Source organism: Shewanella youngdeokensis (assembly GCF_033180165.1).
Lineage (GTDB): Bacteria > Pseudomonadota > Gammaproteobacteria > Enterobacterales > Shewanellaceae > Shewanella > Shewanella youngdeokensis.
In genome coordinates, this window is record NZ_CP136522.1 from 611,792 (window position 1) to 633,390 (window position 21,599).

The following is a 21,599-nucleotide window of genomic DNA, read 5'->3' on the forward strand; positions in this document are numbered from 1 at the left end:
GTAAGAATGTTGGTTTTTGTTGTTAATGCAGCTATTTAAATTATTGAACAACAGCTTTGTGAGATATTAATCCAATATTTTAAGTTTAACTAACGTAAAAGTGGTGTGGCTAAAAGGTGGGGGTGTGGGGTGGTTATTCATTTGGGTAAATAAAAAGGACCACAAAATGTGGTCCTTTTTTGAAAGAGTAGAAAAGGTGAGCCTATTTCTTTTTCTTCTTTTTGTTTTTCTTGCTGAAAGTCTTACCTGAATCTGGGTTTTTCTTCTTCCCTGGAGGCTTGGCCTCTTTGTTTTTAGGACGAAGGTCTTTCACGAAACGACGTTTCAATGGTTGGTTGATATAACGTTCAATCTTACCCACTATGCGTACGTCATGCGCTTCAACTAATGAAATTGCAGTACCTTTAGCGCCTGCACGACCAGTACGCCCAATACGGTGAACATAGGTATCTGCTGAACGCGGCATATCAAAGTTAATTACGTGGGTAATGTCATCAACATCAATACCACGGGCGGCAACGTCTGTTGCCAGTAGTACGTTAACTTCACCTTTAGTGAAGCGGCCTAAGGCTTGAAAGCGCGCTTTTTGCTCCATATCACCGCGCATAAAGCTACAAGTGATACCGTGTTTTTGTAGTAAACCATTAAGGCTTGCAACCGCTTCACGTGTTTTGGCAAACACAATGGTACGCTGTACTTCTTCTTGCTTTAATATCGCGCACAACATGGCAAACTTGTGCTCTTTGTTGTCGGCGATATGAACCCATTGGTGGATCTTTGCTTTTTCACTGCGAGGTGCTTCAGCTTCGAGCTTGGTCGGGTCAGTTAATAGTTGATGTGAAAAACGCCCCACATCGCTGCCTTCAAGTGTGGCTGAAAACAACATGGTTTGTTTACGGCCAACCGATTCAATTGCCAGTGTTTCAACTGCCGCTGAGAAACCCATATCTAGCATGCGGTCGGCTTCATCAATAACTAATACTTCGACTTCTTCTGCATTGAATAAGCCTTTATCAAGATATTCCATTAAACGGCCTGGAGTGGCGACTAAAATGTCGACGTTGCCTTTTAATGCTTCTTCTTGTGCCGCGTAAGGAACGCCACCAGTAATAATGCAGGTATCGAAGTTTAAGCCCGTGCCTAAATGACAAGCGTAGCGATGAATCTGGCTTGCCAGTTCTCGGGTTGGAGTCAAAATTAATATGCGTGCTTGACCACCGAATCGACGTGGAAAATCGAGCAGGTGCTGCATTGCTGGTAATAGGAAGCTCGCAGTTTTCCCGGTTCCTGTTGGTGCGCGAGCAAGAATATCTTTTTGCTCCATGGCAACTGGAATTGTTTGTTGTTGTATCGTAGTGGGCTTGTTGTGGCCCATTGCTTTTAGTGACTCTAACAAACGAGGGTCAAGTTGGAGATCTTCAAATAGCATGCGTTGGCATCTCAATAAATAACAGCCGAGCATTATAAAGGTTTCAAAGCCGACTTGAAACGATTAGATCGCTCGATTGCTATAGCTTTAAGTAAAAAGAATGAGTCAGCTGTATGAACTCATCGGTGTACTGCCCATTTTGTTTGCGTATTGCTAATGTTGAGGCAGATTTAACGTCTTCAAAGCATAGCGTATTTACACTATTTTCGTGACTTAGAAGCAATAATTTTCTGTTTGGTTCTTTGCCTTCAACACTGGCGACAGCAACCATGTGTTGGCAGCTCAATTGGTGTTGCTGGAGTTGGCTCAGTAGCTGGCGAGCCTCTACACTCGGTAGAATTAAGCTTGCTAGGCCTGTTTGGTTCAGTAATTGTTTAATTGCATGCAGCAGTTCACTAAACCCTAAACTGTCGGTGTGGCGTGCCGTTGCCCTTAATTTACTGCTCGATTGCGGGCCATTGTCAAAATAGGGTGGATTACAAATGATGTGGTCAAACTTTGCGCTGGTGAAGCCAAGACTGTATTGCTGAACTGCCCCAGTAAACAAGCTTAATCGCTCAGCCCAAGGGCTATGATTAAAATTGTGCTGGCAATCGAGTGCCGCGCTCTCGTCCAATTCTATCGCTGTGATGTCTGCTGGGCAGCGTTGAGCGGCCATTAAGCTCAGTAAACCACTGCCAGCGCCAATATCAAGTACTGATTTGGCGTGGGTTAGTGGCGCCCATGCACCAAGCAATACACCATCGGTACTGACAGGCATACCGCAACGAGTGTCAGTAATATGAAATTGTTTAAAACTAAAAGACATGATTTTAATAAAGTGGTGGTCAGTATTGAGATTGTACGCTATTTCCCTATCGGCAGTCATCGCAATTCACGGGATGTAAATCGAGCGATTAACGATTTACTTAAGTAATGGCGGTAAGTGTTTACTCGCTTTGTAGTGCCCAATGGCTGGGCGCTACGATGTTTCCTGCTCAGGCTAAACATGCGTTGGATGTAAGTGGTGTTGCGTAATTGTTGGTTGGGTGTTTAATTTTGTATCGAGAGTGGCGTTTATTCGGTGCGGTTTCTTGTTTATCGGAGGTGAGTCTGATAATAGTAACCGTTCCTAACTCGCTAAAAGGCAAGTTTTAGGGACGGTAAACCCGTTTGATAGCAAATACAGTGTTGATTATTGCATTGTTGTTCATTTAAACGCCATGTTTGGGTCGTATTTACCATTGGGAAGTGTAAACCAAATATTACACATTAAGTTATTGTCAGCCTTAGGTGGTGCCGTAAAGGCGCGATGGCATGAAGTTGTTAAGAATAAAAAATTCAGATGGGGCATAAAGTGCAAAAAAATCAAATGAGTATTGCTGATACGCTAGGGTTGGGGTTCATGACCTTCGCGTTTTTCTTAGGGGCGGGTAACCTTATTTTCCCTCCGCTAGCGGGTTTTTTAGCTGGTGAGAACCTAACGTTAGCCATGTTTGGCTTTCTTGTGACAGCGGTTGGATTACCTTTAATTACCTTGATTGCCGTGGCTAAAGCTAACGGTAAAATAATGAGCCTGTTACCACCTGTAGCAGCAACCGCTCTAGCAGTGGCTATTTTCATCATTATCGGTCCAGCTTTTGCGGCGCCAAGAACCGGATTAGTGGCTTTTGAAGTGGGCTTTAAGCCTTTCTTAGATAGTGCAGAGGCAACTTTTGCGATAGCGGGTGTGTCGTTAAATATTGCGCAACTACTTTACACATTAAGCTTTTTTGGGCTTTCAATGGTGCTGGCTCTGTTTCCTGGTAAGTTACTGGATAACGTAGGTAAAGTGCTGACACCGATTCTTATCTTATTGCTTGTTGGTTTAGCTGTTTCGGTTATTGTTTTGCCTGGTAGCCCGCTTGTCGCTGCTGTTGGCGACTACCAAACTAACCCGTTAACAAAAGGGGTTTTGGAAGGTTACAACACTATGGATACGCTAGCGTCGTTGATCTTTGGTATTTTGATTATCGATATTTTGCGTAAAAAGGGAATTACCGAACCTAAGGCGCAAACAGGTTATTTGATTAAAGCTGCACTGATTGCTGCCGCTGGCTTAGCCTTTGTTTACATTGCGTTGTTCTACCTTGGGGCTACCGCTGGTGATTTAGCTTTAGGCGCTGAAAATGGTGGCGTTATTTTAACTAATTACGTTACGCATCAGTTTGGTACTACCGGAATGGTGTTGTTATCAACGGTTGTTACATTGGCGTGTTTAACGACTGCAGTCGGCCTGATTAGTGCTTGTAGTGAGTTTTTCAACGAATTAATGCCTAAATTGTCTTACCGTGGCTTTGTTGTGTTGTTAAGCGTTATTTGTGCCACGATAGCTAACGTTGGCTTGGCACAGCTAATTAGTATTAGTATTCCGGTATTGATGACTGTTTACCCAGTTGCAATTGCATTGGTGGCAGTAACCTTCTTAACTGAGCGTTTTGCTAAGCCTGAAACGGCGCACCGTATCGTGCTCAGTGTGGCACTGTTTTTTGGTATTATTGATGGCCTTAAAGCCGCTGGCGTTGATGTTAGTGTGTTTGAATTTATGCCGTTACATGCTGAAGGTATGGCATGGTTATTACCGACTGCTATTGCGATTATTGCTTGCCTACTTTTTAACAATAAAAAGAGTATTGCAGCCAGTTAATAGGCCTTTATTGGTCAAGCACTGTTAGATGGTATAAGTCAGCTTGATATCATAATATAACGGCGATGAGTTATTGGCTCATCGCCGTTTTTTTTGCGTAACTAACTAATGGAAATCCACTTAGGTGTCTGCTGATTATATACCTCATCCCGCTATTGACGTTTTTCTTGACCACTTATGGTCAACCAAAGGGTTGAGCGACAACACATTAAACGCATACCGCACTGACCTGCGCCACTTTGACCGCTATATTCAGTTGCAAGCTGGTGAGCTTATCAGCTGCACTGCCGATGACGTGCGTGACTACTTAGCGGTTCGGTATGAGCAGAAATTTGCTAAAAGTAGTACCGCTAGGCTAATGAGTTGCTTGCGGCGTTTTTACGGCTATTTAGTGGTAAAAAAACAGATTAACCTCGACCCCACAGCATTACTTGAGTCACCCAAGCTTGCACGTCATTTACCCGACTCACTAACGGAAGATGATATTGACCGCCTGCTAAGTGAACCTTGCGATGACGACCCCATCGAATGTCGCGATAAAGCCATGCTTGAACTGTTATACGCCACCGGGCTTCGTGTGTCGGAGTTAGTTGGGCTGACGATGGAGCAGTTAAGCTTACGCCAAGGATTAGTGCGCATAGTGGGTAAGGGAGGTAAAGAGCGTTTAGTGCCTATGGGAGAGCTGGCAGTTGCAGAAGTGGAGAATTACCTAAAATTTGCCAGAACTGAATTATTGAAAAGCAAACAAAGCGATGTGTTGTTTCCATCTAAGCGAGCGCAGCAAATGACGCGGCAAACCTTTTGGCACCGTATTAAATTGTATGCATTGCGGGCCAACATTGCGACGCACTTGTCCCCCCACACGCTTAGGCATGCGTTTGCGACGCACTTACTCAATCATGGTGCCGACTTAAGGGTTGTGCAGTTACTATTAGGGCATAGCGATTTATCGACGACCCAAATTTATACCCATGTCGCAAAAGTGCGTTTGGCCAGCTTGCATCGTGAGCATCATCCGCGGGGGTAAGTATTTGAGCATGCTTAGTAAAGTGATTAACACTGTGAGAGGTCAATAAGTTGATTGGTTTCACGTATGTATGATTTGCTTACAGCAAATGATTTGCTTTAGTTAGCGCAAGACTGTAACTTTTTACTCCCGAGTAAGGTCTAATCAACTATACCCTTAAATAGTCGTACGTAAATATAGGATATCCAATGAAGTTCACTCGAGCATTTTCTTTGGTCATTGCAATGGTAATCGCCCCAACAGCAGTTGCTGGGTCGAATAGCGAAGACGATAACAGTGCGTTAAAAAACAAACTATCAACCACGTTAAACCTAAGTGTAATGTCACTGAAAGAGTCACCTGTCCCAGGTTTATATGAAGCGTTGACTAACAGAGGCTTACTTTACGTTACTAAAGACGGTAAAAGCCTAATACACGGTAAAATGTACGACCTAGATAACGGTATGAACAACCTTACCGAAGCAGCAATGGTTGGCCCTCGTGTTGAGCTTATCAAGGCGCTTGAAAAGAACATGTTGGTCTATAAAGCGAAAAATGAAAAACATGTGGTTACGGTATTTACCGACGTGAGCTGTGGCTACTGCCGCAAGATGCACCAAGAGATGGACCAATACAATGATCTTGGGATTACTATTCGATACCTAGCGTTTCCTCGCGCAGGGATCCCATCGGACAACGCCGCTGAAATGGAAGCCGTTTGGTGCGCCGCCGATCCGCTAAAAGCCATGTCAGAGGCTAAAGCGGGTGGCCGAGTTAAAAGTGCAACCTGTGATGCCAATATTGAAAAGCAATACAATGTTGGGCAAGTTATTGGCGTAAATGGTACGCCTGCCATTGTGCTAGCCGACGGTCGACTTGTTCCGGGCTACCAACCTGCTGAGCAGCTACTCGCAACACTAAGTGTACTCTAGCCGCGGTAGTTAATTAAAGCGTTACCCCACAGAAAAAGGTGAGTATAAGCTCACCTTTTTTGTGCTTGTTAGAAAGCCTTTTTAGCCGAGCTTTGTTATTCTAACCATAACGCAATATGGTATTTTTATCTCGGCTTGAAGCCCTACCATCAATATTTATGTTTTAAAGCATAAATTTGAGCGGTATGCCATGTGCGCCCGCTTTGACCAAAACAACGCGGCATCAAAAACCATTCCAGCCCAATTGTCGGCTATTTAACAAGGTAATTTATCACCGTGATCCATAAAATTGTTCGCCGCGCCAAAGTTGACGATAGTCATTTACCGGATCTATTTTCGCCAATTTTAAAGCAGATTTATGCCAGTAGAGGTGTCAGTGCTGATGACTGTGAGCTTAATTTAGGCAAACTACTCAGGCCTAATACTATGCTCGGCCTTGGTTCAGCTGCTGCGCTGATAGCCGATGCTATTGCTGCAGAAAAGTCGATACTGATTATGGGCGACTTTGATGCCGACGGTGCGACATCAACCAGTGTATGTATGTTGGCTCTGAAAATGATGGGTGCAACTAAGATTGATTACTTAATTCCAAATCGGTTTGATTATGGCTACGGCTTGAGTCCCGAAATTGTTGCCGTAGCAGCGCAAAAAAATGCCGAGATGATTATTACCGTCGATAACGGCATTTCATCAATTGATGGGGTAAAAGCCGCTAAAGCGCTAGGAATGACCGTGGTGATCACCGACCATCACTTACCTGGCCACACTTTGCCAGAGGCCGATGCGATAGTGAACCCTAATCAAGTAGGTTGCCCGTTCGCCAGCAAAGCTATTGCAGGTGTTGGCGTTGCATTTTACTTGATGTCGGCACTCAGGGCTGAGCTTCGCTCGCGCAATTGGTATCAGCAACAAGGCATTAATGAGCCTAACCTAGGGCACTTATTAGACATTGTTGCATTAGGCACAGTAGCCGATGTCGTGGCATTAGATACCAATAACCGTATTTTAGTTGAAGCAGGCTTGCAGCGTGTTAAAGCTGGTCGATGCCGAGTGGGGATCACCGCGCTGTTAGAGGTAGCCAAACGAACGCCGTCGCGTATTGTTGCCTCCGATTTTGGTTTTGCTGTTGGGCCAAGGCTGAACGCTGCTGGCCGACTTGATGAAATGGCATTAGGGGTTGAAACCCTATTGTGTGAAGACATCCTGCTTGCCAGAAGAATGGCCTCTGAACTTGATAGTTTAAATGCTGAGCGCCGTGATTTAGAAACTGAGATGCAGCAAGAAGCTCTTAAAAGTCTTGAAGCAGTGGAGTTAGATGAAAACGAATTACCGTGGGGCATCGCCTTGTTTCAAGCTGACTGGCATCAAGGTGTAATAGGCATTTTGGCTTCACGTATAAAAGATAAGTATCACCGCCCCGTAATTGCGTTTGCCGATGCCGGAAGTGGTGTACTAAAAGGGTCAGCCCGCTCTATTAAAGGTTTGCATATGCGTGATCTACTGGAGCTAATTAACAGTCGCCACCCAGGGATGATTGTTAAATTTGGTGGCCACGCTATGGCTGCTGGGCTATCGATTAAAGCGGGCCAGTTTGCGGTATTTGCCCAAGCTTATGACGACGCTATACGGGAAGTGTTAGCGCCTGAACTATTAACCGGTGAGCTGGTGTCTGATGGCGAGTTAACGCCCGAGCAGTTAACCTTAGACCTAGCCACCGAGTTACGGAGCGCAGGCCCATGGGGGCAGTCGTTTACAGAGCCTTTATTTGACGGCCACTTTAGAATTATTCAGCAACGCATTGTTGGCGAAAAGCACCTTAAACTGGTGCTGGAAACAGAGTGTGGCCGGGTGATGCTTGATGCAATTGCATTTAATGTAGACCTAAAAACGTGGCCTGATGCAACTATTCAGCATGCCGAAGTGGTGTATAAACTGGATGTGAATGAGTTTAGGGGCAATCATACGTTGCAGCTAATGATAGAGCAGATAGCTCCAATGTAGCCTGGGCTGAGAGAGCGCTTTTAGTGTTAAGGTTTAAACCTAGTTCAACCTTGTGACGCTTCGCCCATTGTTGTACTTGAGAGTGAGCCAAGGGGGAAAGCACTTGGCTCTATTAAGAGTCAATCCCTCAGCGCTCAGCGAAGTTGTCACCCTCGTACTTATTTGATGTCAGCTAACGCTCTTGTTGGTAAATGTAATGTGCATGGCTGTAGTCGCTTTAAATGTTTAATTACCTGTTATGACTATTTTTTATAGCTTTGGTTGACGCATATTGTCACTGTAGTTTGGCAAAGTGCAGCTAGCTGTATATACAAATGATATAAATCTGAGCATGTTTTCACGAATAATCTCTCTACTATTTTCTTTGCGTAGCTTTGGTACTTATAAATATTGTTGCTTATATTAATGTGTAAGAACTTTAATTAATCGAGAATAATTATGAAAATACTAAGCTTCTTTGTTATTTTTTTTACTTCATTTGCAAGTTTGGCTAGTGTTTCAGATTACGAATATAATCAACTGGTTAGTGAGTATAATGACTTGATGAGCAAGAAAGATGGGTTGATTTTTAGATACAACAATTTGGTGGATGAATATGATGCCTTACTAAAACAAGCTAAGTTGATTCAAAAAGAAAATAACAAGAATGTTAAGGCTTATAATGAGCTTTTGGGTAAATATAAGTTATCTAAAGAAACAAATAAAAACTATTGCAATGTGATGATAGGAAAAATTAATCAGTATCAAAGTCAAACGCTTAGTAATTATAAGGGAGGTGATCAGTACCTTAAGCAAGTATACTCAAGCTCACTCGACTTCACTTCAAAAAAATTGATTTTTGCATTACTTACTGCGAATGCGATGATTGAAGGTGGTAAAGAGAATATTGAAATGCTAAAAGAGTATATTTCTCATTATAAAGAAAGCTGTAAGCTTGATGTTGAAGATACTGAAATGATTGATAAAATTGATAACCTTGCTGAAGATTTGCGTTCTGCCTTTAGTGATTTAGATAAAATAATTGAAGATTATGTAAGTCGTTCAGCAAGTCAGCTGTAAATTATCTGAGTGATTTGCATATAATAAGGCTCTCAAAAGGACTAATCACAGTTAGTTTTGCTTCTTCATTAGCCTCTTTTAATCCCTTTGCTCTAACCCGTGTAGGTGGGCCGTGACCGTCTAAAGCATGGGTGTTATGACAGAGCTTCCACAGATGGACTCGCAGCGTGTCACTGCCGCAGCTAATTGGAACCACTATTGTCGGGTTCATTTTTGGCATCATTAATTATGGTGATCGTGAGAATCATTTTTATTGAAATGTTTAACCCCGTAACCGCTGCACTCCCGTACAAGTGGCGCGTAATCAAGTCCACCCAAGAAAACACTTTCTTCTGATTTGAAAACGGTTTATTGATAGTTGCTCGGTCTAGTTTAAGTTTTAAGGTGTGATTGATTTAAGGCTCAGTGGCTGATAATTTAGTCAATTTGTTGGTAAATAGAGCAGCTGAGTAGTGAGATATAGATGCGTTGATGGCATTGCGCGGAGATCTTAGCGAGCCTCGTAAGCTGGAGATCTAAGGTGCATTCGAATGACTCAAACGAAGCAAAAACATATAGGAAAGGGACAATCAGGATGACGATGTGTTTATGGACTTACAAAAGGCCTTTTCACTATGATGGTGACGATTATGAAGTGAAATACTCTTTTTCATTTAAAACTTATACGTCAAAGCTATTTTGCAACGGAGCGTTAGTCGACGAGAGTACCTATTCCCTTGATGATGGTTTCAAAGAGGTTGTACATAAGTTTCAATCTACTAGCCAACTTAACGAAGTAACTGTTTCTGTTGGCTACTTTAGTTGGCTGAATGTCGGTATCGAAGTTAGGGAAGCGGGCAACTTAATTTATGAAAGCCATCCTGGTCAAGACATCTTTTTTGCATCCAAAAAAATTGAAGGTTTAGGTATTTCAGATAATTCTTTGGAGGCAAGTGAGAAAAGAAAGCTCCAAAGAGAAAAATGGCAAAAAAATAAGCCTTCTATTTTAGCTGATATAAGCATAGGAGCTGCATTTTTTGTAGTGGCAAAAGTGACCGGAGATTTAACCATTGCTGGATTTACCGGTGTGGTACTAGGTTTAGCGCTCGTTATCACTCAACGCTTTGTTAAAGTCGACTTACTCGGTGGGTTCGCTGTATTTGGTACCATAATGTTATTAGTGTCAGCGATATTTTCCATTGCCTTTCAAAGTGAGTATTTGGTGCAACTAAAAGGTACATTTATGGGCTTAATCAGTGCATTAACGCTTATAGTGGATGGCGTTTTTAATAAAGGCGGGTACTTTGGCTCCCGTTTTGAACGCTATGTAAATTCCCCCATTCAACACCGGTACTTTGTCCTAGGTTTAGCGTTGATTGGTTTATGTATGGCAGGGCTAAATTATAGTGTCGCAACTCAATTAACCGAAGACCAGTGGCTCACGTACGATACATTTATAGAAACACCTGTTTATTTTGTGATGTTTTTTATGCTCGTTTGGCGTGCAGGAAAAAAGCTTGAGCCTCCTCTTAATCAGTAAATGTTCTCGATTTTGCTGCTCGGAATCCAAGTGACAAAGCGCCTTACGTCCCTCGCAGCGCAAAGTATTAAAAAAGCCAGTTGTATAAACAACTGGCTTTTTTTGGGCTTATCCAAAACTGAGTTTGAACAACTACCTTATTGTATCACTTGAGTTAATTACTCGCCCTGGTCAACACCAGCACGATTAATCAAAAACTGCGTTAGCAGTGGCACTGGCCGACCAGTAGAACCTTTGTTAGCGCCACTGTTCCATGCTGTACCGGCAACATCTATATGGGCCCAGTTATACTTTTTCGCAAAGCGCGATAAGAAACAAGCTGCAGTGATCGATCCTGCTGGACGTCCACCTAAGTTGGTCATATCAGCAAATGGGCTTTCTAAGTGCTCTTGGTACTCGTCCCATAAGGGCATGCGCCATGCTCTGTCGCCACTTTGCTCACCGGCATTAAGTAGCTCGTGTGCTAGTGGGTTATGGCCCGAGAAGAGACCTGATGCGTGCTTACCAAGTGCAATCACACATGCGCCAGTTAGAGTCGCTGTGTCGACAACTAATTCTGGGTCAAAACGCTCAACGTAAGTTAATACGTCACATAGTACTAAGCGCCCTTCGGCATCAGTGTTGAGGACTTCAACCGTTTGGCCAGACATGGTTGTCAAAATATCACCCGGACGGTATGCATTGCTTGACGGCATGTTTTCACAACCCGCTAGAATACCCACCACGTTGATAGGAAGCTGCATATCACACAAGGCTTTCATTGCGCCAATCACGCCTGCGGCACCGCCCATGTCATATTTCATTTCATCCATGCCTTCGCCTGGTTTAAGTGAAATACCACCTGAGTCAAATGTTAAACCTTTACCCACAATGACAATGGGCTTTTGCGTGTCATCTACCGCACCTTTGTATTCCATAATGGTCATAATGGATTCGTTGTCGCTACCACGACCCACTGCTAAGTATGAATTCATACCTAGTTTTTCCATTTGCTCTTCACCAACGGTGGTTACGGTAAGGTTGGTTGTTGTTTCTGCAATTTGGCGTGCTTGAGATGCTAGGTAAGCTGGGTTACAAATGTTTGGTGGCATGTTCGCCACGTCGCGACATAAATGCATACCGGCAGACACTGCCATACCATGTTCAATTGCACGTTCACCAACCGTTAATTCACGACGAGTTGGTACATTAAAGACCAACTTGCGAAGTGGGCGACGTGTTTCACCTTTGCGGGTTTTTAATGCATCAAAGCTGTAAAGGCTGTTTTTAGTGCTTTCAACGGCTTGGCGCACTTTCCAGTACGTATCGCGCCCTTTGACGTGCAATTCAGTTAAAAAGCAAACGGCTTCCATTGACCCTGTTTCATTCAGGGTGTTAATGGTTTTTGTGATAATTTGCTTGTACTGGCGCTCATCTAGTTCGCGCTCTTTACCACAACCAACTAGTAATACGCGCTCACTGAGCACGTTTGGCACATGGTGTAGTAATAGCATTTGTCCTGGCTTACCTTCCAAATCGCCACGACGGAGCAGGTTACTGATGTAACCTTCACTTATTTTATCTAACTGTTCGGCGATACCGGACAAGCGTCTTGGTTCGTATACACCTACGACGATACAAGCTGAGCGTTGTTTCTCAGGGCTACCGCTCTTTACGCTAAACTCCATGGGCTCTCCTAGATTCTTAAAGACAAATTTTATTATTTATTAGATAATGTCTGCTTGCGCCCTAATAAGGGCTATATATGGCACACCAAAGAATATATTTTTCAGGTGTTTTTCTTCGCCATGTTATGTGATTGTTGGTTACAAAACTACTAAAAGTAGACAGTTTACATGAAAGTTGTATTGATACCAGCATAATTCAAAGTTTAGAGACTGGATCCCGCCTGTGATTGTATTTAGATACTTGATTCGTGAAGTTTTAAAGGCCCAAATAGCGGTACTTTTGGTGCTGTTAGCTATTTTTATTAGCCAACATTTCGTGCGTGTACTCGCAGATGCCTCAGATGGTGACTTCCCCGCTTCTTTAGTGATGACCCTACTTGGGCTCAACTTACCGTTCTTGACGGTGTTGGTCCTGCCATTAAGCCTATTTCTTGGTATTTTGTTGGCCCATGGCCGCATGTATGCCGAAAATGAAATGGTTATTTTGCATGGTGTAGGCATTAGTGAGTGGTATATCACTCGCGTAACATTGCTACTTGCTGTATTTAATATGATTTTCACGGGTATTTTGTCTGTTTATGTCACCCCATGGGCGGAAGAGCAACAAAACCAAGTGCTCGAGCATGCGCAGTCTGAGGCCGGTTTGGCAGCGCTAACGCAGGGGCGGTTCCAGACCAGTCCAAACGGACGTGCGGTGTTATTTGTTGAGCGTATTGGTCGCGATAATGAGCTTGAAAAAGTATTTGTTGCACAGTTGCCTGATCGCGATGACGAATCTGGCGTCGCTAACGTGGTGGTGTCGCGTTCCGGTTTGGTGGTTGAAGACGAAACTGGGGGCCAAAGGTTACAGCTTACTGAAGGCGTGCAGTATCAGGGGAGTGCGACTCGGGTTGATCATCAAATCGTTGAGTTTGGTGGTTATCAAATGCAGATTAAAGAACAAGAGGTAGATGAGCGCAGACGTAAATTGTCAGCAATGCCGATTGATCAATTGATGGAAACGCATTCTCCGGCAGCGACTGCAGAGTTCCATTGGCGTTTAGCAATTCCTTTTGCGATTCCGTTAATGACTTTGATCGCTGTGCCTATGGCAAGGGTGAACAACCGCCAAGGTAAGTTTGCTAAAATGTTCCCGGCCATTTTATTGTATTTAGGTTACTTTGGTTTGATGGTGGCTGGGCGTAAGTCATTGGAGGATGAGGTAATTCCACAATACCTAGGGATGTGGTGGATCCATGGCTCGGCGTTAGCCATTGGCATTATGTTGCTTGGTAAAGAGCGGCCTACTGGGGCGCGGTTATCGGGTATTCTTAAGCGTAAAAAGGTGGCAAACGCATGAGAATTTTAGACTTTTACATTGCCAGAGTATTGATTAGTAGCTCGGCTTTGTCATTGCTTATTTTAACCGGCTTGTCAGGTATTATTAAGTGGGTTGACCAACTGCGTGTTGTTGGTCGTGGCACTTATACCATGATGGACGCTGGGATTTATGTATTGTTTTTGATTCCGCGCGATATTGAACTCTTCTTCCCGATGGCGGTGTTATTGGGCGCTTTAATCGGTATGGGTATGCTTGCGTCTAACTCCGAATTAGTTGTTATGCAGTCGTCGGGCTTATCGCGGCTGCAGATTTCTCTGTCGGCGATGAAAACCGCAATTCCGTTAATGGTGATGGTGATGCTGCTGTCGGAATACGTTGCGCCAGTTGCTGAGTTGAGAGCTAAAGAGGTGCGCCGTATAAGCATTTCTGGCGGTAGTCTTATTGACTCCAACCGAGGTATTTGGGCTAAAGATGGTGATCTGTTTGTTAATATTGGCAGTGTTGTCGATACTAGCAATTTGCGCGACATTACCCTATACGAATTTAACGACACCATTCATTTAACCCAAACAGTGCATGCTGAAACTGCGGTATACCAAGACCAGTATTGGCAGTTATCCGGCGTGAGAAGAACCTCGATTAAAGGTGAGCAAGTGGTCTTGGTCAACCTAGATGAAGACAAATGGATCTCGTCCTTAACACCTGAAAAGTTGAGTGTTGTGTCGGTAAAACCTGAGTCACTATCGATTCGTGGGCTTATGGATTATCTCGATTATTTAGACAACAACAAGCAAGACTCCTCCCGTTATGAGCTCGCATTGTGGAGTAAGCTGATGCAGCCGGTCACAATCGCGGTCATGATGTTAGTGGCATTATCGTTTGTGTTTGGGCCGCTTAGAACCGTTACGATGGGCGCGCGGGTTTTATTAGGCGTGGTGGCAGGTTTTAGTTTTTATATTTGTAGCGAAATTTTTGGGCCGCTAAGTATTGTTTATGGCTTACCTGCGTTTATTAGTGCGGCGATGCCAGCGGTAATTTTTAGTGGTATCGCGCTGTATTATATTCGTAAGTAACACCATTTAGGTGCGGCGCGTTAAATGTTTATTTAAGGCGCCGCTAGCTATTTGTCCCATGCTCGCACCAGTGCAGCGCGGGTTCCCCCCACCTTTTTGCATTACCCTTTTAACTGTTCTGCCAAAATGTTTTGCGATTGCGATTGCGATTGCGCTTAAGGCTAAATATGCACGTTTTACGGGTTGTTGGCGGCAAAGTGGTGGGGCAAATAAAAAAGCCAATCACAATGCCATTCGCGGCGTTATGATTGGCTGTTTAACCGTAAGTTAGGTGACCAAAAGAAGTGCTTGGCGCGGTTAAACGCCGTGCCAGTTACGCATTTGGTTAGCTTCTTTCGACAGTACAACAACTTCTGAGCGGGTCATCATATCTTGTAGGGCTAGTTTATCGCCGTTGATCAAAATCCATAAATTACCGATCCCCAATAACGACCAAACTAATCTTGCTGCTGCAGTGATCATACTAAGGTTTTGTCCGTTAGGGTGTTGGACTTTAAGTCTCCAGGCCCGCATACCTAATGTTTGCCCGCCATAACTCCAAAAGCTGATATAAAACAACCCTACACAGAGTGTTATCCAAAGTTGGTATAAGCCTTTGTAAAGTGGTGTTGCATATAACAGATCAGACACATGCTCATGGCCAGCCATGTCGATTAAACCGCTAGTGACTAATGCGGTAAATACAGCAAAACCGATAGCGCCTGCAACCATGTAGACCGCTACCGAAAGGAGTAAATCATACGTTATTGCACCAACACGCTTAAAGAACCCCGCTCGAGGGAAATTGGCGTGTTCGCTGTTAGGCATCGAAGTTGCTGTCATGTTTGGTCACTTATAGGTTGATATCGAAACAAAGCACCGTATAAATTAACGCGCTTTAGGGTCGTCTTTAATGAAATAAATATCACTGAAACCGAATCTGGCAAACTCTTTATTTCGGAAATCTCTAACTGCAGACGTCCCTTTTGAAGTCATTTCTACTTGCTGAGCCATCATCAGGTAGTTAGTCAAATCAATACCCTCTGCAGCTGCAACGGCTTCGTAAATATCGTGAAACTTGTCGTAAGCAAAGTTGATTTCTCTTTCTTCGCCTTTAAATTTATAGGTAATTCTTGTTGCCATGTTTATCTTCTCTTTAGCAATTGGGTCGTTACCCAATAAATTTTAACTTGCAGGCAGTGTGTTAATTAGCGGCTGGGGCAAAACGTAACACGACGGCATATCTTCGTTGAAAGCGGTCTCTATTACGCCGAGCAATGCGACCTTGGGCAATAGTAGTAACATATTGACACTACGGTGCTTGCTTTCCAGGGCGCTTGGCCTGGCATTTTGAATGAATTTGGCTCTATGATAACAAATCTACGCTACAAGGTATAAACCATATATTGAGCATCGGCACAATACTCGCTGAGGTCTTTATCAATGCTATGGCTGACAAAACCTAAATGCTGCCAATAGCTCGCCGCACCTTGCACTGCGACTAAGCTGATGTTGCGGTAACCTTGTTGCTGAGCAAAAACAATTAGCTGTGCCAATATGCGTTTACCTGCCCCTTGACCTTGCGCAGAAGCGCTGAGCGCAAGATCATGCAGGTAGAGGGTATTAGCATTACTTAAAGGCGCTATTTGTTGGTTTAGTGTTGGTGGGTGGTTCAGTTGCCACGGGTGCGCAAGGCAATAGCCAACAAGCTGATTGCCTTGTTGTAAGCTAAAGCAGGACAGCTCAGAGGCTAACCATTTACTTTGTAATGCAGCTAAAGACTCTGGGGCAATAGATGGGTAGCATTCAAGCTGAATTTCAAGAATGGCAGGCCAGTCAGCTGCGGTAATATTACGTATGATTGCACTAGGCGTTTTACTCGCCATTCGTTATTGCTCACTTTATTGATTTTGGAGGTGCCATGGTTGATGTCACCTCTCATTGGAGTGCTCAGTTGGAGCTATGGTAAATAGCGCTCAATTAAGTGCTGCTTAAAATGCGCGGGGTTGAGCGTGTCACCTGTTGCATGTTGTACCAACTCATCGGTTGTGAGTAAGCTACCCTTGCTCCAAATATTGTGATTAAGCCAACCCATTATTGTTGATAGCTTACCGTTTGCCACTAAGTCTTCTATGGAGCCTAATTGCCGCTCTATTGCTGCTTTAAATTGTGCAGCATACATTGCCCCAAGGGTATAACTTGGAAAGTAGCCCATTTCACCCACAGCCCAGTGAATATCTTGCATGCAACCATTTTTGTAATCTCCGTCAGTATTAATGCCGAGCAAAGATTGCATTTGTTGAGACCAAAAGTCGGGCAGATCTGCCACAGCGAGCTGGTTACTCACTATGGCTTTTTCGGCCTCAAATCGCAGTAGAATATGGCAAGGGTAAGTAACTTCGTCTGCGTCGACCCTGATATGCCCTGGGCTCACTTTTGAGTAGATGTTTAGCAGTTGCTCATGGCTTAAATTGCAATCTAAACGTTGTTTGAGTTGAGGCTGTAATTGTTTTAAAAACGCACTGCCACGGCCCAATTGCATCTCGCAGAATAAACTTTGGCTTTCGTGTATAGCCATTGAACGGGCGTTGCCTGCGGGTTGTCCGCGCCACTTATGGGGGAGGCCTTGTTCATACTTTGCATGCCCGGTTTCATGCACCACACCCATTAAACCACTGGTGAAGTCTGCAACATCGTATCGCGTGGTCAGCCGAACATCGCTTGGCACTCCACCGCAAAAAGGATGGCTGCTGGTATCGAGCCTACCATGGTTGAAATCAAACTCTAGTAGGGTCATTACATCTCGGCTCAGTAGCGCTTGTGCATCACTGGCTGCCTGTGCAATGGCATAGCTCGGTTGGTGCTGTTGCTGGTCTTGTACTTGCTCAATTAAGCTGGGTAGCCAGAGTTTTAATCCGCCAAATATCTGCTCTAATCTGGCTGATGTCATGCCCGGCTCAAACTTGTCCAGTAGTGCGTCATAAGGGGATATGTTGAGCGCGGCAGCCCTAATGTTTGCTTCTTCTTTGGTCAGTGCTAATACGTTTTCAAGGTTAGGTTTGAAGCCTTGCCAGTCATTTTGGCTACGTTGCTCTCGCCAGGCTTGCTCGCAATGGTAAGCCGCTTTTGTTTTTGCTTCTACCAAGCTGCCAGGCACAATGTTGGCTTGTTGGAACTGGTAACGGATCTCTCGAAGGTTAGCTTGTTGCTCACCACTTAGTGACTCTTGCTCGGCGGCTGCAATGGTGTCTTCTAGCATGGGCGCCGTTTTGAGTGAGTGAATATGTTTTGCAAGTGTTGCCATTGCTGCACCGCGTGCCTCGCCACCACCGGTAGGCATCATGGCTGCTTGGTCCCAATCGCCAAGTGCACTTAAATGTTCAAAGTGACTAATATTTTGAAAGTGTTCACACAGTTGTTGATAGTTTTTATTTGCAGGTTGGTTCATAAGCTGTCAGCTGGTCGAGGTGTATTTTACTATGCTAGCACGTTCAATTTTAAAACAAGGGTTAAATGCGTGAATAGATCTCCAGATAAGTGACAAAGCTCAAGACGCAGAGTTACGATTGTGACTATGCTAACTGCCTGTAAAAATGCAAATAAGGTATTCACTCCGTTGAAAGGTTAACAGCCTGCGCAGTTGAGTTATGGCATAGCATTTGATTTAGGAAAAATACAATGAAAACACAATACGGACATTACCTTTTGGCTGGTAGTTTTTTATTATGTAGCTTAAGTGTGTTTGCAGGGCCTGATGACTTTAAGCCTGGGCCGGTTTTGAGCGAGTATGGCAATATTGCCAAGGTAGAAACTCAGTTATCTATTCCAAAAGATACAGTGTTTAAAGTGGATTTTGATATGAGTGAAGCCGCAGTGCCGGGCAAGCTGAATCGTGGTTTGGTTAAGCTGGCGCGATTTATTAATATGCATGTAAGTGAAGGTGTACCGTTAAGTAACCTTCAGTTAATGATGGTGGTACACGGTAAAGCGGTTAACGATTTCACTCTTAATGAGTTTTATCAAACTCAGCAGTCTCAGCCACAACCTCATTTAAATGCCAACATTGAGTTGATCAGTCAGTTGTCACAATTAGGGGTGCGTTTTTACCTCTGCGGGCAAACCACCGTCTATTACGACGTACCAACAGAACAGTTATTACCTGGGGTAAAAGTCGCGCTTTCTGCTATGACTGCCCATGCGATTGCCGCGCAGCAGGGTTATAGTCTAAATCCCTTTTGATTTGTAGAATTTGTTTTTGCAATTATTGAAAGTTTGATATGCTCTAAAGAATAATGTAATTAATAATTATATAGTTAAGGCACATCGTAAGGCATTGAGACCTTACTACGCATAGGAACATGCGGATATATTGTGCATATGGAGAAACTAATGATTTCATTTCTTTTAAGCCAAGACAATTTACCCTACGCTATTGCGCTTTGTATCGTAGCAATACTGGGGATTGTTGAGAGCTTGTCTTTAGTGATTGGCGCCAGCTTTTTAGGCTTACTCGACGACTGGACCCCTAATGACAATGACCCTGAGCTTGCCGATTCATCTGGTATAGCTGGCTGGTTGTGTATCGACCGTTTGCCGTTATTTATCTGGTTTGTATTGGCATTAATCTGTTTCGCAGTTGCGGGTTTTTCGGTTAATTACCTGTCACAGCTTTGGTTTAATGAACTGCTTTCTCAGTCTGTCTCCATGCCTGTAAGTTTAGTTATTATGGGAGTTGGGTGTCACTTTATTGGATATCAACTCGCCAACTACATGCCAAAAAATAGATCGTCAATTGTATTTGTTGAAGATCTCAATGGTTGTGTGGGCACGTTAACTGCGGGTAATGCAGTGCAAGGTCAGCCAAGTGAAGCCATTGTAAATGATGACGAGATGCAGCGGCATTGTGTATTAGTCGAACCTGACCAAGCAGGGGTTGAGTTTTCAAATGGCACTCAAGTGGTGCTACTAAAGCGAAAAGGCAGTATTTGGAGCGCCGCTAAAGTAGAGGCATCTTAGTGCGGTATTTACCTTACTTGCTAAAATGCCGTTAAAAGTAGGCAATATTCCCCCTCACATTAGGCGCCTTTTGGCGCTTTTTTTGTGCCTTGTTGGCCATGTCACACTGTAGTATTGGGCTGTTACCTCCATTTTTACTTGTTGAGTAAAGTGTTCTCACTGGTTGGAAGTATTTGAGGGTTTGAGCATGGCAAAAGTATTGATAATCGCGGGTGATTTTGTTGAAGATTACGAATTAATGGTGCCGTTTCAAGCGTTACAAATGGTGCAGCATGAGGTCGTGGTCGTGTGCCCAAGTAAGCAGATTGGCGACACCATTAAAACGGCGATTCATGACTTTGAAGGTGATCAAACCTACACTGAAAAACCGGGCCACCTGTTTACCATTAACGGTGACTTCGACGCGACATCTGCATCCGATTTTGATGCTCTGCTATTGCCTGGTGGCCGCTCGCCCGAGTATTTACGCCTTAATGGAAAAGTGATTGAGTTAATACAAGCTTTTGTTAGTCAAGATAAGCCGATTGCTGCAGTTTGTCATGGTGCGCAGTTATTGAGTGCCGCCAATGTTATCGAAGGCAAACAGATCTCAGCTTACCCCGCCTGTGCCCCCGAAGTCACCCAAGCGGGTGGCGAATACGTTGAGCTTGAAGCGACGCAAGCTGTCAGTGATGGTCAGTTTGTAACGGCACCAGCATGGCCGGCACACCCGCAGTGGTTAGCACTTTTTCATGAGCTATTAAGTTAAAGGTGTTGTAATAGAATAAGTTTTACGGTTTTTTTACTAAATATAGTTTATAAATAATGTATTACTTAATGGGTGGTCACTGACAATGTGTGAACTCTATTCTGGTGCCGAAGCTGAATTGTTTGAGCTCAAAACCCGCTCGATTCGAATCGACGGTGTGGTGACGAGTATCCGTCTGGAAGCCATTTTTTGGCAAATTATAGAAAAAATTGCTGAAGATGACGGGTTAACACAAGCGGTATTTTTAACTCGTATTTATCGTGAAGTGATTGCGAAGCAGGGCAAGGTCAGTAATTTTGCCTCCTTGCTACGTGTTGCGTGTACGACCTATTTAAATAACGGTCAGCGTTTAGTGTTAAAGCCTAAAGCCGATGTTAGCTTTATCGTTACCTAACGCTTTAAAGCGTTTATTGGATGACAATAAAAAAGCCTGCGAAAGCAGGCTTTTTTGTTTAGTCAGCGAGAGGTTGCAAGAGTGTCATTGCGGGTTGTTCGTTTCTCGGCCAAATACGGTAGGTTTTGTGGTGCTTGATTAGCGAGGTCTTCTTGTTGCCAGGGCTTAACAGTAAGTGATGTTTATAAGCTACTTCGGCGAATGCTGCCTCTGGTGCTCGCACGTAAAGTGTTATTGGCTTTATCAGTTCATCGCCATCAATACACTGGCTAAACTGCTCATCTGAAATAATAAGGCTAGCGTTACCGTCACTGCTCAGTTTAAGCTTTTTAGTGACTTCTTGGTCAGTGATCACCAACCAACCTTTACTTTCAAGCTCTGCCAACATGGCCTGTAGCGATGCTGCCAACCCTTGTTGTTTGTCTGCAATAAAAGTGTATTGCTGACTGATTTTTTGCAGCAAAAGTTTTAGCTCTGCCGCGGCGCCCATGCTGCGAGCTTGGCGGATCCAAAAGGTAAGATCATCAGCAATTAATTTGGGAAAGGTGCGCTTTTTAAGGGCGGCGACCATCCAGCTGCATAAAAAATGGCTTTCGCCTGCAGGGGTTTTAACACTGCTACTTGTGGCGGCTGATTCCGCTAGCGCGGCAAGGCCAGCATTAGCAAACATTAAAATGGCTTGGTTATAATTGATATCGGACATGAGATCTCCGCCGTGAAAGTGAGTATAGAAGGACGGCGACGGCATTATACCTAATGCTAATGCGGGAATAAACGGCGCTGGCGGATT

Annotated in this window: 20 protein-coding genes; 12 read left to right on the forward strand and 8 right to left on the reverse strand. The window is 44.0% G+C overall.

The window, feature by feature from the left end; all coding sequences use genetic code 11:
- Nucleotides 1-202: 202 nt before the first annotated feature.
- Together srmB and RGE70_RS02575 are read right to left on the reverse strand one after the other, a co-directional pair.
- A complete protein-coding gene (srmB, locus tag RGE70_RS02570) occupies nt 203-1,429 on the reverse strand; it encodes an ATP-dependent RNA helicase SrmB (protein WP_310469995.1) in 1,227 nt (408 codons plus the stop codon).
- A 79-nt stretch (nt 1,430-1,508) separates the two neighbouring features.
- Nucleotides 1,509-2,237: a tRNA1(Val) (adenine(37)-N6)-methyltransferase gene (locus tag RGE70_RS02575; RefSeq protein ID WP_310472898.1), complete on the reverse strand. Its 729-nt coding sequence runs from the start codon at nt 2,235-2,237 to the stop codon at nt 1,509-1,511.
- A 516-nt stretch (nt 2,238-2,753) separates the two neighbouring features.
- Between RGE70_RS02575 and brnQ the strand changes: the two genes are divergently transcribed.
- The 6 genes from brnQ (at nt 2,754) to RGE70_RS02605 (ending at nt 10,611) form a co-directional block, all read left to right on the forward strand.
- Complete coding sequence (brnQ, locus tag RGE70_RS02580; protein ID WP_310469996.1) at nt 2,754-4,094, forward strand: branched-chain amino acid transport system II carrier protein; 1,341 nt, start codon at nt 2,754-2,756, stop codon at nt 4,092-4,094.
- Nucleotides 4,095-4,218: 124 nt separating this feature from the next.
- Nucleotides 4,219-5,121 carry a site-specific tyrosine recombinase XerD gene (xerD, locus tag RGE70_RS02585; RefSeq protein ID WP_310469997.1) on the forward strand — a complete coding sequence of 301 codons (903 nt, stop codon included), beginning with the start codon at nt 4,219-4,221 and terminating at the stop codon, nt 5,119-5,121.
- A 188-nt stretch (nt 5,122-5,309) separates the two neighbouring features.
- A complete protein-coding gene (dsbC, locus tag RGE70_RS02590; protein WP_310469998.1) occupies nt 5,310-6,032 on the forward strand; it encodes a bifunctional protein-disulfide isomerase/oxidoreductase DsbC in 723 nt (240 codons plus the stop codon).
- Between the two features lie 276 nt (nt 6,033-6,308).
- Nucleotides 6,309-8,033: a single-stranded-DNA-specific exonuclease RecJ gene (recJ, locus tag RGE70_RS02595; protein ID WP_310469999.1), complete on the forward strand. Its 1,725-nt coding sequence runs from the start codon at nt 6,309-6,311 to the stop codon at nt 8,031-8,033.
- A gap of 438 nt (nt 8,034-8,471) precedes the next feature.
- Nucleotides 8,472-9,092, forward strand: coding sequence for a hypothetical protein (locus RGE70_RS02600; protein WP_310470000.1), 621 nt, complete (start codon nt 8,472-8,474; stop codon nt 9,090-9,092).
- Between the two features lie 520 nt (nt 9,093-9,612).
- Complete coding sequence (locus RGE70_RS02605) at nt 9,613-10,611, forward strand: hypothetical protein (RefSeq protein WP_375087890.1); 999 nt, start codon at nt 9,613-9,615, stop codon at nt 10,609-10,611.
- A 158-nt stretch (nt 10,612-10,769) separates the two neighbouring features.
- Here the strand turns inward: RGE70_RS02605 and pepA are convergent, their stop codons facing one another.
- Nucleotides 10,770-12,278: a leucyl aminopeptidase gene (pepA, locus tag RGE70_RS02610; protein ID WP_310470002.1), complete on the reverse strand. Its 1,509-nt coding sequence runs from the start codon at nt 12,276-12,278 to the stop codon at nt 10,770-10,772.
- A gap of 223 nt (nt 12,279-12,501) precedes the next feature.
- Between pepA and lptF the strand changes: the two genes are divergently transcribed.
- Together lptF and lptG are read left to right on the forward strand one after the other, a co-directional pair.
- Nucleotides 12,502-13,617, forward strand: coding sequence for an LPS export ABC transporter permease LptF (lptF, locus tag RGE70_RS02615; protein ID WP_310470003.1), 1,116 nt, complete (start codon nt 12,502-12,504; stop codon nt 13,615-13,617).
- The gene (lptG, locus tag RGE70_RS02620; RefSeq protein WP_310470004.1) at nt 13,614-14,672 is read left to right on the forward strand and encodes an LPS export ABC transporter permease LptG; all 1,059 of its coding nucleotides are present in this window, start codon (nt 13,614-13,616) and stop codon (nt 14,670-14,672) included. The genes lptF and lptG overlap by 4 nt, the downstream gene beginning before the upstream one ends.
- Before the next feature lie 297 nt (nt 14,673-14,969).
- Here the strand turns inward: lptG and RGE70_RS02625 are convergent, their stop codons facing one another.
- From RGE70_RS02625 to RGE70_RS02640, 4 genes are all read right to left on the reverse strand, one after another.
- Nucleotides 14,970-15,479, reverse strand: coding sequence for an RDD family protein (locus tag RGE70_RS02625; RefSeq protein ID WP_310472899.1), 510 nt, complete (start codon nt 15,477-15,479; stop codon nt 14,970-14,972).
- 60 nt (nt 15,480-15,539) lie between these two features.
- The gene (locus RGE70_RS02630) at nt 15,540-15,794 is read right to left on the reverse strand and encodes a DUF2960 domain-containing protein (RefSeq protein ID WP_310470005.1); all 255 of its coding nucleotides are present in this window, start codon (nt 15,792-15,794) and stop codon (nt 15,540-15,542) included.
- Between the two features lie 242 nt (nt 15,795-16,036).
- Nucleotides 16,037-16,537, reverse strand: a complete 501-nt coding sequence (locus RGE70_RS02635) for a GNAT family N-acetyltransferase (protein WP_310470006.1) — start codon at nt 16,535-16,537, stop codon at nt 16,037-16,039.
- Between the two features lie 74 nt (nt 16,538-16,611).
- On the reverse strand, nt 16,612-18,099 hold the full coding sequence (locus RGE70_RS02640; RefSeq protein ID WP_310470007.1) for a carboxypeptidase M32: 1,488 nt from the start codon (nt 18,097-18,099) through the stop codon (nt 16,612-16,614).
- A gap of 230 nt (nt 18,100-18,329) precedes the next feature.
- On the opposite strand from RGE70_RS02640, the gene RGE70_RS02645 reads away from it, so the two are divergent.
- The 4 genes from RGE70_RS02645 (at nt 18,330) to RGE70_RS02660 (ending at nt 20,809) form a co-directional block, all read left to right on the forward strand.
- Nucleotides 18,330-18,890 (forward strand): DsrE family protein, encoded by a 561-nt coding sequence (locus RGE70_RS02645; protein ID WP_310470008.1) that lies wholly within the window; start codon nt 18,330-18,332, stop codon nt 18,888-18,890.
- Nucleotides 18,891-19,040: 150 nt separating this feature from the next.
- Nucleotides 19,041-19,667 carry an OB-fold-containig protein gene (locus RGE70_RS02650; RefSeq protein ID WP_310470009.1) on the forward strand — a complete coding sequence of 209 codons (627 nt, stop codon included), beginning with the start codon at nt 19,041-19,043 and terminating at the stop codon, nt 19,665-19,667.
- A gap of 187 nt (nt 19,668-19,854) precedes the next feature.
- Nucleotides 19,855-20,415, forward strand: a complete 561-nt coding sequence (locus tag RGE70_RS02655) for a DJ-1/PfpI family protein (RefSeq protein WP_310470010.1) — start codon at nt 19,855-19,857, stop codon at nt 20,413-20,415.
- 85 nt (nt 20,416-20,500) lie between these two features.
- Entirely contained in the window at nt 20,501-20,809 is a 309-nt protein-coding gene (locus RGE70_RS02660; RefSeq protein WP_310470011.1) for a ribbon-helix-helix domain-containing protein, read from the forward strand.
- A gap of 58 nt (nt 20,810-20,867) precedes the next feature.
- On the opposite strand, the gene RGE70_RS02665 is transcribed toward RGE70_RS02660, so the two are convergent.
- Nucleotides 20,868-21,512, reverse strand: coding sequence for a DUF2913 family protein (locus RGE70_RS02665; protein WP_310470012.1), 645 nt, complete (start codon nt 21,510-21,512; stop codon nt 20,868-20,870).
- Nucleotides 21,513-21,599 lie beyond the last annotated feature (87 nt).

What these genes read in the sequence shown, in the direction of transcription:
- RGE70_RS02635 (WP_310470006.1), bottom strand. Translation starts at nt 16,537, where the DNA reads ATGGCGAGTAAAACGCCTAGTGCAATCATACGTAATATTACCGCAGCT.
- srmB (WP_310469995.1), bottom strand. Translation starts at nt 1,429, where the DNA reads ATGCTATTTGAAGATCTCCAACTTGACCCTCGTTTGTTAGAGTCACTA.
- RGE70_RS02660 (WP_310470011.1), top strand. Translation starts at nt 20,501, where the DNA reads ATGTGTGAACTCTATTCTGGTGCCGAAGCTGAATTGTTTGAGCTCAAA.
- dsbC (WP_310469998.1), top strand. Translation starts at nt 5,310, where the DNA reads ATGAAGTTCACTCGAGCATTTTCTTTGGTCATTGCAATGGTAATCGCC.
- RGE70_RS02645 (WP_310470008.1), top strand. Translation starts at nt 18,330, where the DNA reads ATGAAAACACAATACGGACATTACCTTTTGGCTGGTAGTTTTTTATTA.
- RGE70_RS02665 (WP_310470012.1), bottom strand. Translation starts at nt 21,512, where the DNA reads ATGTCCGATATCAATTATAACCAAGCCATTTTAATGTTTGCTAATGCT.
- RGE70_RS02600 (WP_310470000.1), top strand. Translation starts at nt 8,472, where the DNA reads ATGAAAATACTAAGCTTCTTTGTTATTTTTTTTACTTCATTTGCAAGT.
- lptG (WP_310470004.1), top strand. Translation starts at nt 13,614, where the DNA reads ATGAGAATTTTAGACTTTTACATTGCCAGAGTATTGATTAGTAGCTCG.
- pepA (WP_310470002.1), bottom strand. Translation starts at nt 12,278, where the DNA reads ATGGAGTTTAGCGTAAAGAGCGGTAGCCCTGAGAAACAACGCTCAGCT.
- RGE70_RS02655 (WP_310470010.1), top strand. Translation starts at nt 19,855, where the DNA reads ATGGCAAAAGTATTGATAATCGCGGGTGATTTTGTTGAAGATTACGAA.
- RGE70_RS02650 (WP_310470009.1), top strand. Translation starts at nt 19,041, where the DNA reads ATGATTTCATTTCTTTTAAGCCAAGACAATTTACCCTACGCTATTGCG.
- RGE70_RS02575 (WP_310472898.1), bottom strand. Translation starts at nt 2,237, where the DNA reads ATGTCTTTTAGTTTTAAACAATTTCATATTACTGACACTCGTTGCGGT.
- RGE70_RS02640 (WP_310470007.1), bottom strand. Translation starts at nt 18,099, where the DNA reads ATGAACCAACCTGCAAATAAAAACTATCAACAACTGTGTGAACACTTT.
- RGE70_RS02625 (WP_310472899.1), bottom strand. Translation starts at nt 15,479, where the DNA reads ATGCCTAACAGCGAACACGCCAATTTCCCTCGAGCGGGGTTCTTTAAG.
- brnQ (WP_310469996.1), top strand. Translation starts at nt 2,754, where the DNA reads ATGGGGCATAAAGTGCAAAAAAATCAAATGAGTATTGCTGATACGCTA.
- RGE70_RS02630 (WP_310470005.1), bottom strand. Translation starts at nt 15,794, where the DNA reads ATGGCAACAAGAATTACCTATAAATTTAAAGGCGAAGAAAGAGAAATC.